The 15,331-nt window shown below is 42.6% G+C and carries 11 protein-coding genes; 3 read left to right on the top strand and 8 right to left on the bottom strand.

Features of this window, described 5'->3' with window-relative positions; genetic code table 11:
• Positions 1–260: 260 nt before the first annotated feature.
• Together uvrA and uvrB are read right to left on the bottom strand one after the other, a co-directional pair.
• Complete coding sequence (gene uvrA / locus ACWXW9_RS15610) at positions 261–3,122, bottom strand: excinuclease ABC subunit UvrA (protein WP_494930144.1); 2,862 nt, start codon at positions 3,120–3,122, stop codon at positions 261–263.
• A 171-nt stretch (positions 3,123–3,293) separates the two neighbouring features.
• Positions 3,294–5,285, bottom strand: a complete 1,992-nt coding sequence (gene uvrB / locus ACWXW9_RS15605; RefSeq protein ID WP_494930143.1) for an excinuclease ABC subunit UvrB — start codon at positions 5,283–5,285, stop codon at positions 3,294–3,296.
• Between the two features lie 208 nt (positions 5,286–5,493).
• On the opposite strand from uvrB, the gene ACWXW9_RS15600 reads away from it, so the two are divergent.
• Both ACWXW9_RS15600 and ACWXW9_RS15595 read left to right on the top strand, forming a co-directional pair.
• Positions 5,494–6,321, top strand: coding sequence for a flagellar motor protein (locus tag ACWXW9_RS15600; protein ID WP_494930142.1), 828 nt, complete (start codon positions 5,494–5,496; stop codon positions 6,319–6,321).
• Complete coding sequence (locus tag ACWXW9_RS15595) at positions 6,305–7,117, top strand: flagellar motor protein MotB (protein ID WP_494930141.1); 813 nt, start codon at positions 6,305–6,307, stop codon at positions 7,115–7,117. Before ACWXW9_RS15600 ends, ACWXW9_RS15595 begins: the two co-directional genes overlap by 17 nt.
• Before the next feature lie 235 nt (positions 7,118–7,352).
• On the opposite strand, the gene ACWXW9_RS15590 is transcribed toward ACWXW9_RS15595, so the two are convergent.
• Both ACWXW9_RS15590 and ACWXW9_RS15585 read right to left on the bottom strand, forming a co-directional pair.
• The gene (locus ACWXW9_RS15590) at positions 7,353–7,577 is read right to left on the bottom strand and encodes a Spo0E family sporulation regulatory protein-aspartic acid phosphatase (RefSeq protein ID WP_494930140.1); all 225 of its coding nucleotides are present in this window, start codon (positions 7,575–7,577) and stop codon (positions 7,353–7,355) included.
• A 289-nt stretch (positions 7,578–7,866) separates the two neighbouring features.
• On the bottom strand, positions 7,867–9,270 hold the full coding sequence (locus tag ACWXW9_RS15585; protein WP_494930139.1) for a DNA-binding protein: 1,404 nt from the start codon (positions 9,268–9,270) through the stop codon (positions 7,867–7,869).
• 254 nt (positions 9,271–9,524) lie between these two features.
• On the opposite strand from ACWXW9_RS15585, the gene ACWXW9_RS15580 reads away from it, so the two are divergent.
• Positions 9,525–9,896: a helix-turn-helix domain-containing protein gene (locus ACWXW9_RS15580; protein WP_494930138.1), complete on the top strand. Its 372-nt coding sequence runs from the start codon at positions 9,525–9,527 to the stop codon at positions 9,894–9,896.
• 98 nt (positions 9,897–9,994) lie between these two features.
• Here ACWXW9_RS15580 and ACWXW9_RS15575 read toward each other — a convergent pair whose 3' ends face one another.
• The 4 genes from ACWXW9_RS15575 to ACWXW9_RS15560 form a co-directional block, all read right to left on the bottom strand.
• The gene (locus tag ACWXW9_RS15575; RefSeq protein WP_494930137.1) at positions 9,995–11,392 is read right to left on the bottom strand and encodes a helix-turn-helix domain-containing protein; all 1,398 of its coding nucleotides are present in this window, start codon (positions 11,390–11,392) and stop codon (positions 9,995–9,997) included.
• A 43-nt stretch (positions 11,393–11,435) separates the two neighbouring features.
• Positions 11,436–12,833: a helix-turn-helix domain-containing protein gene (locus ACWXW9_RS15570; protein ID WP_494930136.1), complete on the bottom strand. Its 1,398-nt coding sequence runs from the start codon at positions 12,831–12,833 to the stop codon at positions 11,436–11,438.
• Between the two features lie 644 nt (positions 12,834–13,477).
• A complete protein-coding gene (locus ACWXW9_RS15565; RefSeq protein WP_494930135.1) occupies positions 13,478–13,747 on the bottom strand; it encodes a hypothetical protein in 270 nt (89 codons plus the stop codon).
• 67 nt (positions 13,748–13,814) lie between these two features.
• Positions 13,815–14,525: a hypothetical protein gene (locus tag ACWXW9_RS15560; RefSeq protein WP_494930134.1), complete on the bottom strand. Its 711-nt coding sequence runs from the start codon at positions 14,523–14,525 to the stop codon at positions 13,815–13,817.
• Positions 14,526–15,331: the final 806 nt, after the last annotated feature.

Below are 15,331 nucleotides of genomic sequence, written 5' to 3'. Positions count from 1 at the left end.
TTTACCTCTTCAAGCCCGAGCCCAAACATTTGAAACTCCACAATGGAGACTGCTCCGAGACTTTCTGCCGATGAATATAAGTATAAATTTATTATTCCAGCGCTTGGTAAACTATGTGTCACATGCTTTAACGCAAGATTTGGATAAAAGTTCTCTTTTTTTACAAAATAAAGCCCCACCAAGGCAAAGGAATGAATACGGCAATTCGTATTCTGCCTCCATACCTGTGTAGGGCTTACAAAACTTACATTAAATGATGTCTACAGATCGGCTGTCTGAAGCGCTTGGCTGCGCTGTGTATCCCGTTCAAGGATTGGCTTCAAATACCGTCCTGTATAGGATTCTTCAACCTTCACGAGCTGCTCAGGTGTTCCAGCAGCCAAAATCGTTCCACCGCCGCTACCGCCTTCCGGTCCCAAATCAATCAGATAATCGGCTGTTTTAATCACATCCAGATTATGCTCAATGACCAATACTGTTTCTCCCGAATCGACCAAACGATGCAGCACCGTCAGCAATCGGTCAATATCGTGAACATGCAGACCCGTTGTCGGCTCGTCCAAAATGTAAATCGTCTTACCCGTGCTGCGACGATACAGTTCGGAAGCCAGCTTCACACGCTGCGCTTCGCCCCCGGATAAGGTAGTCGCAGGCTGTCCCAGTTTGATATATCCCAGGCCTACATCCAGCAGCGTCTGAATCTTGCGATGAATCTTCGGAATATTTTCAAAAAACTCTGTCGCATCCTCTACCGTCATCTCCAGCACATCGGCAATACTTTTACTTTTGTACTTCACTTCAAGAGTTTCCCGATTATAGCGTTTACCCTTGCATACTTCACACGGAACGTATACATCCGGCAGAAAGTGCATTTCAATCTTGATAATGCCGTCGCCCTTGCAAGCCTCGCAGCGACCACCCTTAATGTTAAAGCTAAAGCGACCTTTTTGGTAGCCTCGGACCTTAGCCTCATTTGTTTTTGAAAATAAATCACGAATATCATCAAATACCCCGGTATAGGTTGCAGGATTTGAACGCGGCGTGCGGCCGATCGGAGACTGATCAATCTCAACGACCTTATCGATATTTTCAAGCCCGCGAATTTCCTTATGTTGACCCGGACGCACTCTGGCCCGGTTCAGATCACGCGCCAGCGTTTTGTATAGAATTTCGTTGACCAGCGTTGACTTCCCAGAACCGGATACGCCAGTAACAGCCGTGAAAACACCTAACGGGATTTTAACATTCAAATTTTTGAGATTGTTCTCCTTAGCCCCACGGACCTCCAGCCACTTATCCGTAGGCTTACGCCGTTCGGTATTGACCGGAATGAACTTGCGTCCGCTCAAATATTGCCCGGTTAAGGAATTCGGGTCTTCCATGACTTCCTGCGGAGTCCCCTGTGACATGATCATTCCGCCGTGGATTCCGGCCCCCGGCCCGATATCAATAATATAATCGGCTGCCATCATCGTATCTTCGTCATGCTCCACCACAATCAGTGTATTCCCGAGATTCCGCATATGCTCCAATGCACTAATCAGTCGGTCATTATCCCGCTGGTGCAACCCGATGCTTGGCTCGTCCAAAATATACAGTACGCCCATCAGACTGGAACCGATCTGTGTCGCCAACCGGATACGTTGTGCCTCACCACCGGATAACGTGCCTGCTGCACGGCTTAAGGTCAGGTATTCCAATCCAACATTAACGAGGAATCCCAAACGGCTGTTAATTTCCTTAAGAATGAGATTGGCAATGGACTGTTCCTTCTCACTCAACACCAACGTTTTGAAAAATTGAGACGCTTCGCCGATGGACAAATCAGTTACATAGGCAATGTTACGCTCCTGAATAGTCACCGCCAGAGTTTCTTTCTTCAAACGATGTCCCTTACAGGTGTTACACGGCTTTGCGCTCATAAATCCTTCGATAAATTCACGGATACCATCCGAAGCCGTGTCACGATAGCGACGCTCCAGATTCGGGATAATTCCCTCGAAGGTCACATAGGCTTCCTTGCGTTGGCCAAAATCATTTTCATAACGAAACCGGATCTTCTGGTCGCCCGTTCCATGTAATATGGTGTTCATTTGTTCCGTGGTCAGTTGGCTGACAGGAATGTTCTGTGGAATACTATAATGCTCGCATACGGACTGCAAAAATTGCGGATAATAGGTGGAAGTTCCTCCACTCCACGCCTGAAATGCTCCATCTTCTACACTTTTCTCCGGGTCAGGAATAAGCAGGTCGGGGTCGACAACCATTTTAACGCCCAATCCGTCACAATCCGGGCAAGCACCGAATGGACTGTTAAAAGAGAACATCCGCGGCGACAGCTCGTCTATACTGAAACCACAGATCGGACAGGCAAAATTAGAACTGAAGCGCAGCTCTTCTTGCCCCATCATGTCCACCAGCAACTGACCTCCCGAAAGGTTCAATGCTGTCTCAATAGAATCGGACAGACGTGTACGCACATCCTCCTTCACTACGATCCGGTCTACAACCACTTCAATGGAATGCTTCTTGTTTTTCTCCAGCTCGATCTTTTCGGACAATTCACGCAGTTCGCCATTGACACGCACCCGTACAAAGCCTTGCTTGGCAATATCCGCGAATAGCGTTTTATGCTCACCTTTGCGTCCCGAAACCAATGGGGCCAAAATTTGCAGCCTTGTCTTTTCAGGGTATTGCAAAATGCGGTCTACCATTTGTTCAACCGTTTGTGATGTAATTTCAATGCCATGTTCAGGACAATGAGGGTGACCAATTCGGGCAAACAACAGCCGCAAATAGTCATAAATCTCTGTAACCGTACCGACAGTAGAACGCGGATTACGGCTCGTAGTCTTTTGGTCAATGGAAATCGCAGGTGACAGTCCGTCAATGGAATCCACGTCCGGCTTCTCCATCTGCCCCAGGAACTGACGCGCATACGCGGATAAAGACTCCACATAACGCCGCTGTCCTTCTGCATAGATCGTATCGAAAGCCAGTGACGATTTACCTGAACCACTTAGCCCCGTGAGGACGACAAATTTGTCCCTTGGGATAGTCACGTCAATATTTTTGAGATTATGCGCCCTTGCGCCTTTGATGATGATGCTTTCATTCGCCAAATGTTTCATCTCCTTAACCATAGTTCACGTCATGCTATATTGCGATGGAATACCCCATACAAGTGATATATCGCAAAGAGAACGACCACATGGGCCGCCCTCTCTATTTTTAAAAGCAATCATCCATTTCATTTTTTCAATGTGTTCGCGCTACTAGCCGCCCCTGAAAGCTTAATCAGCCCGCAGTTCCAGCAAAGCGTCACGCAACTCGGCGGCGCGCTCGAACTGAAGATTCTTGGCGGCATCCTTCATCTCCGCTTCCAAACGCTGAATCAGCGACTGACGCTCCTTCTTGGAAAGTTTACCCGTCTCGCCAGGAAGGTAATCATTACGTGCCTCGGCCACCTTGGTCGCTTCAATGACATCACGAATCTTTTTACGAATCGTTTGCGGGGTAATGCCATGGTCTTCATTATATTGAATTTGAATCGCACGGCGGCGTTCGGTTTCTTTTATCGCTTTATCCATAGAATCCGTAATTTTGTCACCGTACATAATAACACGACCATCACTATTCCGCGCTGCCCGTCCAATGGTTTGGATGAGCGAACGTTCGGAACGCAGGAAACCTTCCTTGTCCGCATCCAAAATCGTCACCAGTGATACTTCTGGCAAATCCAGACCTTCCCGCAACAGGTTGATCCCAATCAGTACATCAAAGGTACCCAAACGGAGATCCCGTAAAATCGCCATCCGCTCCAGTGTCTTAATGTCAGAATGCATATACCGGACCTTGATACCCACTTCTTTTAAATAGTCGGTCAGATCCTCAGACATCTTCTTGGTAAGCGTGGTGACCAGTACCCGCTCCTCACGCTCCATCCGAAGCCGTATCTCGCTAATGAGATCGTCGATCTGTCCCTTGCTTGGACGAACCTCGATGATGGGATCAAGTAGTCCTGTAGGTCGGATGATCTGCTGCACTGTCGTTTCACATTTTTCCATTTCATAGGGACCAGGTGTAGCCGAAACGTAAACGATCTGATTCACCTTGTCTTCGAACTCTTCAAACTTCAGCGGGCGGTTATCCAACGCAGAAGGCAGACGGAAACCATGCTCCACCAGTACATTCTTACGTGCCTGGTCACCATTATACATCGCCCGAATCTGCGGCAACGTAACATGAGACTCATCAATCACGATCAGCATATCATCCGGAAAATAATCCATCAGTGTATATGGTGTCGCCCCACGCTCGCGGAATGTCAGTGGACCTGAATAATTCTCGACGCCGGAACAAAAACCAACCTCTTTCATCATCTCAATATCATAGCGGGTACGTTGCTCCAAACGTTGTGCCTCCAGCAGCTTCCCTTGTTCCTTCAGCTCCACTAACCGCTCTTCAAGCTCACGTTCAATGTTGACCAGTGCTACCTTCATCGTATCCTCATGAGTAACGAAGTGAGATGCAGGGAAAATGGCAATATGATCACGTTCACCGATCAATTCACCCGTAAGCACATTAATCTCGGTGATCCGTTCAATTTCATCCCCGAACAGTTCTACCCGTATAGCGTGTTCTCCATGGGAAGCCGGGAATATTTCAACAACATCCCCTCGTACACGGAAAGTACCCCGCACGAAGTTGATATCGTTCCGCTGATATTGAATATCGACCAAGCGGGACAAAATCTGATTGCGGGGTTTCTCCATACCGACTCTAAGCGAGAGCAGCAGGCTTGAATATTCTTTCGGGGAACCCAAACCATAAATGCAGGAGACACTCGCTACAATAATAACATCACGACGCTCAAACAGAGAGCTTGTGGCCGAGTGGCGAAGTTTATCAATCTCCTCATTGATGCTGGAATCCTTCTCAATATACGTATCGGAAGACGGAATGTATGCTTCCGGTTGGTAGTAATCATAGTAACTGACAAAATAATCAACTGAGTTATTCGGAAAAAACTCCTTAAACTCACTCGCCAGTTGGGCAGCCAAAGTCTTGTTATGTGCAATAACCAGCGTAGGCCGATTCAATTTGGCAATCGTCTGTGCGATGGTAAACGTCTTACCTGTTCCCGTAGCACCCAACAGTGTTTGATGCTTTTTTCCTTTTGTAATCCCCTCTACCAGTTCAAGAATGGCATGAGGCTGATCGCCTTGAGGCTGGAATTCCGACTGAATTTCAAAAGTCTTGTCGCTAACAACGATATCACTCATTGCCCTGCATCACCCTTATCGTCTAAAATGGAAACATCATGTTTCTACAACAGTCGAGCTAAAACGTCTTTACCTGTAAACCTATGTCGATATTTCCCGAGCAATGATACTTGGGAAATATGGTTGGATAAGAATGTTTGTTCCCGTATTATACCTCTTTCTTTCCTTGGATGCAAACGATAAGTCTTGAATAGGAGTGAATTAAATTTTGGATATCACCATCGTGTTGGGCATCATCGCCGGAATCATAGCATTAATCGGTGGCTTCTTATGGGAAGGCGGACAATTTACAGGGCTGCTTCAGGGTACATCGGCTCTGATTGTATTTGGCGGAACGTTCGCCGCAGTTGTTATCAGCTTCCCCGCCTCTAAACTAAAGACCATACCAGCTGCCCTTCGGATGGCGTTTAGCCGTGAGGACAACCTCTCTGAGCAATATATTGAAGATTTGGTTTCCATGGCAGCCACCTCCCGCCGATCCGGAGTGCTTGCGCTGGAGCGTATTTCCTCAGAACATCCGAATGCATTTCTGCGCGAAGGTCTTCAACTGGTCATTGACGGAACCGAGCAGGAACAAATTAAACAAATTCTGGAACTCGAGTTAGATACCATTGAGCATAAGTACGAAGGATATGCCAAAATATTTGAATCCGCAGGCGGCTATGCCCCTACGATGGGGATTATCGGTACTGTGATGGGCCTGATCCATGTACTCGGCAGCCTGACCGAGCCGACAGCGCTTGGACCGTCCATTGCTGTCGCTTTTATCGCCACACTATACGGCGTTGCCAGCGCCAATCTGATTTTCCTGCCCATCGCATCCAAGATCAGAGCATGCAGCGAAAGTGAAATGGTCACGATGGATTTACTGCTGCAAGGCATTCTCGCCATTCAAAACGGAGAGAATCCGAAGCTTGTACGCAAAAAACTGGAGTTCTTTATCCGTTCAGAGCAAAATCTGGAGCCTAAGCCGCCTCGTCGCTCACGTTCAGAGGATGCTACTCCAAAGGAGGACTTCCATGAGAGCGCGCGCTAAGCGCCGTGGGCGGCAAGGAGGCGGAGACCATCGTGACCGCTGGATGATTACCTATGCCGATCTAATCACACTGCTGCTCATTTTTTTCGTCGTGATGTACGCTATGAGCAGCCTGGATGCGAAAAAATACGAAGTCGTTGTCCAATCCCTGCAAGATACATTCCATAAGGGCGATTCCATTTTAGAGCAAGGTTCAGGCATTACAGGTACGGCGGATCGATACACAAGCAAGAATCCACCTACAACCAAGCAACCTTCATCCGATAACAAAGCAGCCGGACCGACCAAACTGACCGAACGCGAACAGGCATTTCGCAAGCAGGAAAAAGAACTTCAAAATCTGATGAGCGTCATTGAGCAATATATTTCAGACAACCAACTGCAAGATCAGATTTTCGTATCAGATCAGCCGCGCGGTATTGTCATCACCCTGAACGACCGCTTTTTATTCGATCAGGGCAGGGCTGCACTCAAGCAAGGCTCTGCAAACACGTTATCCAAGCTGGCCAGTCTGTTCCGGGATTTGAAAACGCCGATCAGCATCGAGGGCCATACGGACAATATTCCGTTCACACGCTCTTCGAACACTTCGACCTACAAGGACAACTGGGAGCTTTCCGGGGCGCGGGCGCTATCCGTGCTTCGATTCTTTCTAGACAGAGAAGGATTATCTCCTACAGAATTTCAATATGCGGGTTATGCCGATACCCGACCAGTTGGAGATAATACGACCGAGGCCGGACGACAAAAAAACCGCCGTGTCGAAATTACCGTGCTGCGCCAGCTTCAACAGTAAATGCCAAAAACCTCCTCAGTCACACTTAACGTGAACCGGGAGGTTTTTTTAGATAGATATCATCGTTCTACATGGCTTCCGCTCTGATGACGCAGAACAATAAACCGTACGAACAGCGTTGTATAAAGCGGCGTACGAGGTACGAGAGAGGTTATTTAGTTTAAGTCTATATCCCCACTATGTATTAGAAGCCCAAGATGAAATTAAGTAAAGCCTGGTCATGATGCTTTGAAACTCAATAAGATAAGGCTAACTCGTGTTGCTTCTCTCGCACTGGTGAAGTTGTGGAGATGCTTTGCTTGTGGTAGCTATATTTCCAATCGCTGTACAAATTAAGGAGCCGATCCAACTCCATAGACTTGGTCAACACCCGTCGATCCTTTAATCCCACCTCTTTCGCCAATTCATTTAATTCCTTACGCTTTTCTTCGATGCAGTCCTCCAATTCTTGCAATTTCACATCAACAAACCTCCTGTTTGGTATGGTATTTACAGTTAGTTTACAAGCTGATACCTTCCTTACAGGTTAATAATATAATAAAACCCATTTCATCCCTTTAACGGAATAAATCAAAAAAGCCAGCCCTCATTAGGACTGGTTTTTTGATAATTCCTTTTTCCAGAGAACACTATATTTATTTAAATAGACAACATTATTCCGAACTCAGCCGCCTCTACCATGGCTAGAAGTAGTAATTTGAGAACCATTACTGATTATAATATCATGAAAAGACGATAAAAAACCGATATTAACGACTGCTATTAGAGAAAGCAAAAGTGAAAGAAAAACCTTCCTCATCTTTGCACACCCCCTTAATAATAGATGCATAGATCTCAATTTGCTCTTCGTCGCACATAGCTCTATGATTCTCAAAAAACACCATACTCTGAGCAAAACTCTCTACATTTTTGAGCGAGAATGATATTTGTATACACTGTAAAATAGCATTTATTCCATCCTTGTATCTCTTATTTCGCCCAAGATAAATAGCTAATTGAAAATTAAAATTATAATAATCATCTAAAAATATTACATCTTGAGTATTTTTGAAAGTATCAATATATTTGAGAAAGCGCTCCAAAATGTTATCAACTGAAAACAAGTTTCTATTAGCCGATTCTAAAATATTAACAAGACCGGGTAATATCTCATCATTATTGTTCTCTAATAAATCCACATATTGAGGGAGCACAGATGTATCACCTAGTAATAAATCAAGTGTGTAAGAGTTCCCTCTAGACCATACGTTGAATTTCTCCACCTCTCTTTTCCCAACGGTATCTAGTCCATCAAACCAACTTAAATCAGCATACTCGGCAACAATATTTTTAGCCTCTTCATAGTCTCCAAGTTTTTGAAGGGCGTAAGCTTTCATAAGTAATCCTTGTCCATAGTAGACTACCAAATGTCGTTCAGTTTTTATTGGTATATAACCCCTGTTTTTTAGATACCTTCTTTTATTTTCTTCTTTATATATAATTTTAGACTGTTCCCAAAGCTCATCGCTGTGTGTAATGGTTTCTTGCCATTTATGTAGTGAAGAATATATATTTGTTAGATGTAACAGCCCGTCCAATTGATGACACTCTGGTAATCGAAATCGAAAAGGTTCAAATTGAATAGCAGCCTTAAGGTTTATTTCAGTATTTTCTCCAATTTTTGCACGAAATAATTTATAGTGACTGATTGCCAGCCTCTCAGAATGTTGATACTTCTCATTCTCAATGACACATTCATAGAAAGGAATGGCCTCCTGTAGCTTCCCTTCTTCGTACAGTTCCTCTGCTAAAGAAAAGATCGTTGGAATGTGGTTAAGATCCTCCATTAACCGTGAAAGCACCTTCTCCACACACCTCAGATTTCCCACTTCAACACAACGAATCAGAAATGGTTTAACCCTTTTCCAATGAGGTCTTCCATCATAAAAGCATTCATCTACATATAAGTCATACAACCAGTCCTCTGGATAATTAAGCGCTTTAGTAATTAGATCCATTTGTCTTACGGAAATCGGTTTAGGTGGATTGCCGTTAAGCATAGCACTAAATATGCCTCGGTTAAGACCCGTAGCTTGTCCAAAACTATTAAAAGTGTAACCACCAAGTTTTAATTCTTTTTCAATCTCCGAGCGAATCGTGGTTGTATTCTCCATTAAAACACCCCCCGCATATTCAGATGATTTTAAAAATCACCCTCCTCGACAAACAATTACAATATACTAGAAATTATATGAACAAACTGGATGGTGGTCAACCCCTTTTTTTACACCGTTTTAATATATATTGGAATTAAATGTGTGTTTAATAGTCTTTACAAGGACTTAATATTATATTTTTAAGGCAATTTAATTACCTCCACGCTTGATCTACCTTTGTCTACACTCATACTATAGGAGTGTGGATGTCTATGGAAACAACAAAACTCATAGGAGCAAAAATCCGACAATTTCGAAAATTGCGTGATATTACACAAGAACAGCTTGCAGAAGCATCTGATTCAACAGGTTCCTATATCGGCAAGTTGGAGCGCGGCGAGGTCAATGTACAGATTAAAACTTTGGAGAAAATAGCCGAAGCGCTGGAAACAAACGTATTCGCATTTTTTGACTTCAATCCATATGAAGAACTCAAAAGTCAGCCCTGGATATGGGAATGTGTTCATTTACTCTCCCAGCAGAATGAAGCCGATCAAAATAAAGCTTATCGCATATTGAAGGAACTGTTCACCTCTTCAGTAAGTGAGCTTTCAGCAAGTAACTCTGATGAGTCCGGCGAATAACGAAAAAAATTAACTTTTTCCCGATTGATCATGAACATAATATTTCAAAAGGGCTATGTACCCTACCTTAGTAGTAGGTTACATAGCCCTTTTATGTTCTAAGAAGTCATCTGCTTAATGTTACACTCCACTGCTTTAATCACTTTTTCATATTCTGTCCACTGTTCATGTGTCGAATGATCCTTATATTTCTCAAACAATAGCGTGATGGACTTGATATAGTAAGCCTTATCATTTAACTGTGAGGATGCTTTGAGACTATTCAACATACTGTCGATCGCCTCAGAGTAGCTCCCTTTATTAAAATAGTAGCGACTAAGCTCAAGAAAAAAGTGAGAATAGGTCATCAGATTATAATTTGTATGATAGTAAGAAATATTTGTACGCAAGTCCCTAAATTCATTAATATTTTCAGCAAAAAGGAGCAGAATATCGTCTATGGAGTGATTGTAATTATTGGCCGATTCCATAATGGTCAATAGCCCATGTAATATTTCCTGAGGATTATTCCTAATAAGCTCAACATAGGCGGGTAATCTAGTCATATCTCCCATTAGAATTTCTAAATTCAAACGGTTTGCTTTAGCCCACATTTTAAATTTCCGCGCCTCTAGCATTCCAAGCTCATCTAGCCAGTCACAGTCAGTTAAATCTTCATAAAAAGGGATGAATCCCATAGCTTTTTCATATAGCCCTTGTTTTTCAAGCATGTTCCCTTGCATTAAGTATGCTTGACCATAATACACGATTAGATGTCTTTCCGTGTTTAGAGATTTTACTTCACGATTTTTTATTCTAGCTTGAATCTGCTGCTGATAAACATTTGTGGCAAGTACCACAAGTTCTTTCGCGTATTGTATAGCTGTCTCACAGTCATAAACTTGAAAGTATACATTTGCCAGCTTTAATAAAGCATCCAGTTGATGATTCTCAGGTAAATTCTTACGAAAAGGAGCGAACTTCAAAGCCAGTTGGCAATTATTCTCCAGATCTTTGCTTAAAGAGTAAGAAAATAGCCTATACTGGCTGATCGCTAGCCGCTCCGAGTGATAATATCTTTCGTTCTCTACTACACACTCGTAAAAAGGAACTGATTTCTTTTCCTTTCCTTCTGCGTGTAGTTCTTCTGCAAGCGAAAATATGGTCGGCACATAGGACAAGTCCTCTGTCAGTCTCGATAAAACCTTCTGAATGAAGTCCTGTCTTCCTAACTCCACACAACGCAACAGAAACGGCTTAATCCGCTTCCAGTGCCCTTTTCCTTCGTAAAAGCATTCATCTATGTACAACTCATATAGCCAACCATCAGGATACCCCAGCGCCTGAGTAATCAGATCCATCTGTCGAACGGAGATCGGTTTGGGTGGGTTGCTGTTCAGCATGGCGCTGAATGTGCCGCGGTTAATACCGGAGATTTTACTAAAACTGCTAAAACTATAGCCCCTTTGCTTCAATTCTGTCTCTATCGTTGAGCGGATCGTAGGTGTATGTTCCATGTTCATCCCCCCTGTGTGGTCAGATAACAAGATAAATATTAGTTTAGGGAACCATTTGATTCATACCATAACGCACTTCTTCAAGTACTTTTTCATATTCTGCAAGTTGCTCATGTGTAATATGGCCTGTTAGTTTTTCGAATAACAGAGTTACTCCCTTAATGAATGTACTCTTCGTATTTAATTGAGAAGATACTCTGAGGCTTTTGATTATATTATCAATAGCTTCTGAATATCTGCCTATATTGAAAAAGTAACGCGCAAGTTCCAAATACAAGCGAGAATAATTCCATAAAAGAGTGCTTATTTGATAGTGTGAAGATTTTGAAACGAATTTCTTATAGTCACCAATTTCCTCAGAGAAAACATCTAGAATACTTTCTAAAGAGAAATTGTACTTATTTGCCGACTCTATAATAGTAATTAATCCATGAGAAATTTCTTGGGGATTTTGCTGTAAAAGCTCGACATAAGATGCTAAACTGCTGACCTCTCCAATTAAAACTTTTAAATTAAGAAGATTAGCCTTTGCCCACAATTGGAGTCTTTTCACCCCTTGCAGCCCATTTTCATCCAGACCCTCAAACCATGTTAAATCTTCATAATAGGGAATGAATTTTAAAGCCTCTTCATACAGTCCTTGATTCTCCAACGCATTTCCGTGCAATAAATACCCTAAACCATAGTATACGACTAGTGGCTTTTCAGTATCGAAGCTATCTAGTTGCCTGTTTTTTGAACGGTTATAAACCTGTTGATGATAGACACTTTTAGCCAGTGTACGGAGTTCTGTCGCATACTTTATTCCAGCCTCCCAATTACTTGCGTTGAAATAAACATTAGTTAACTTTAATAATCCATCCAACTGATAATTCTCTGGCAAACTTTTGCGGAACGAACTAAAAATAATAGCAGCCTGTAAGCTGCTTTCTAAATCTTCGGTAAGCGAGCAACAAAACAATCTGTATTGACTGATCGCTAGCCGCTCCGAGTGATAGTACCTTTCGTTTTCTACCACACACTCGTAAAAAGGAACTGATTCCTTTTCCTTTCCATCTGCGTGTAATTCTTCTGCAAGGTCAAATATGGTCAGCACATAGGACAAATCCTCTGTCAGCCTCGATAAAACCTTCTGAATGAAGTCGCGCTTCTTCAACTCCACACAACGCAACAGAAACGGCTTAATCCGTTTCCAGTGCCCTTTTCCTTCGTAAAAACATTCTTCTATGTACAGCTCATAAAGCCATCCCTCGGGATATCCCAATGCCTTGGTAATCAGGTCCATCTGCCGAACGGAGATCGGCTTGGGTGGGTTGCTGTTCAGCATGGCGCTGAATGTGCCGCGGTTAATACCGGAGATTTTACTAAAACTGCTAAAACTATAGCCCCTTTGCTTCAATTCTGTCTCTATCTTTGAGCGGATCGTAGGTGTATGTTCCATGTCAATCCCCCTCAATAAGTTTTGGGCATATCATAAGTGATATTTTATATGTAAACCCTATCCTTTAGGAAATTCATTTCAATACAAAATCACGTAAATAGTGAAATATATGGTCTATATAGTCACTTTAATTTATGATGCCTTAGAAAGAAGTCTTTTTTAAACGAATCCCATGATAATTGAAAAGTTGAATGAAGTACATAACGTTTAAATCCTTCATCCAGTATGAATTGAACCTGAAACAACAACTAATACTGCTCTGCAAGTGTGGGCGCACGATTCTGATCCTTTTCAAGAATATTAAGAGCTACTCGCAGTTCATCTGATCGCTCCGCTTCTACGCCCCATTCTTCTCTTGCCATATGTAATTGACTAGGGACTCTTTAGGTTCACCCAAGCGTAGTAGCAGCTCCTTTCGAACCGACTTGCCGCGCTCCAATAGCTTCTTATATATAACCTAACCACTTTTATTTGTACTCAGTACCCATACCGCTTCTTTAACGCTATACAACTCATATACCTGTATAAGCTCTTTAATGGATAAATCCTTTACTCTTCTCTCTCATTGGTCTTAGCTCGGTTCCCTGAAAAACAAAATAAAACGCTCCTGGGGAAATTGAGCTTCCGCAGGAGCGCGTATGGAGCTAATTACTTTTTCTTCTGAGATACTTGGATGCTGCTGCTGCAACAATCACAAATATCACTATGGAAAAATAAGGATATGAATCGGAGCTGCCAGCATTGTTAAAAGCTTTGATAAGCGCATACAATGCCACCAATCCAACGAGACCAACAACCAATTGGGCACTTCTTCGTGCTGGCTGCTTTGAACGCTTAAATATGAATAGAACAGCAGCAACGCCCAAAAGAGCATAAACCATCAGAAAAGCAGTGACATAAAAAATTGGGTTCATAATCACCTGCCCCTTCTTTTACAGTATATACAATATTATAGTAAAAGTAAGGTGTTTAGTGCAAATCTTAGTTGGAATTTACCGTGTAATACGGAGCTGGCAACCAATGTAGATTGAGCGTAGTACCGCGTGAACCGTTATAGTTGTCCAAGCTTGAAGCAACCAAGTCTGTTCCTAAAGATACTAATGCAGCTGCGGCACTGGCAGCCCAAGGTATAGGATTAGGACCCATAATACCACCTATTGCAGCAGCCAAACCTGAAACAGTCAAATATCCTTTAGATTGTTGCTTTAATGAATAGGAGAGTTGTTTGGTTTCGCTTTGTGACATCGTTATTGCTACTCCCCACCAATACGAGTTCGAGGAAGCATTAGGTGTGATTACGTTTTGCGGTTGAATAGGTGCTTGTCCAGACGGGACAATCGTTTGGTTTTCAACGTCTAATTTGGTTTGTCCACTTTTGAGAGATTCGTTGATGATCTGAACACCACTAGCAATATATTCGTAAGCCTCTTTAGAGACAGCATCCTTACCAGCTTCGTCAATGTAGAGCAGACCGTCCGCACCCGGTTTAATATATTTCTCCAAACCCTGGGCTGCTTCCAGATTCTTTTGCAATGTTGCCGTATCGAGATGTTGTAAAGTTACAATAGGAGATTGGCTTTGTTCTTGAAAAGAGTCATTTACACTTGAACTTGCAAAAATTGCACTCGGCGCGACAACAGCTCCTAACAAACTAAAAGATAAAGCGGTAGCAACCAGTCTATTCTTCTTCATAGATAATTCCTCCGATTCAAGATATTTTTTCAAACTCAGTAAAACCCATCCCCCAAACGACTACACTACAACCTGAACATCCACACATTTAAGTCATTAATTTATAGTAAATATTACGAGTTTTTTTTATATGCGAAAACAAGGATGAATTATTCAAAATTATTTTAGTTCAAAGGGCAGAGTATCCCCCACAAAGTGTTTAAAGCATGGCCATTCTATAGGATATAATGGTTCTTTTTTTACTTATTTCCACTTATCTTGCTGCTTATTTAGTATTTATTTTTATTGGAAGGATCACTCTCAAAAAATGTAGTAGTTTTTTTATATCTCCTCCCTTCCTAGTGGGGCCGCTATATTAGCACAAACAAGATCTTGCGTGGTGGGTTTTTCCGCCCTGGATCTGGAAATCCCCTTGGTTGTTCTTGCTTCATGTGTCAAAAAATACGAACTCCTTTCAAACAAGTGGTTTTAGCTCCTTTGTTAAAATGCGAGTTCCTTTTAGCAAGTTCCTTCATCCACTGAGCCAACTGCTTTAAATCATGCACGGTTATTCATCTTAAAAGCCTATCCTCCTTCCCACCAGCTCTAAAGAAATTATAATTCTTGATGTGTTACAAGAACGATAAAAATAAACAAATCATTTCTTTTTTTACAAAATAATCAATAAAAAAACCAATCCTGTAAGATTGGCCTAGTCTAATTGCATATGATCTTGAAGACTCTCCATAGAAACTGGTGGCTTAAACCAATTTCTTTGCTTGGATAATGAAAGATAATCAAGGGTGTCCTTTTGCCCTTTTAGTATT

Source organism: Paenibacillus sp. LT-B23 (assembly GCF_059417685.1).
Note: the sequence above shows the minus strand (reverse complement) of the source record. Positions and strands in the feature narration are given on the sequence as shown.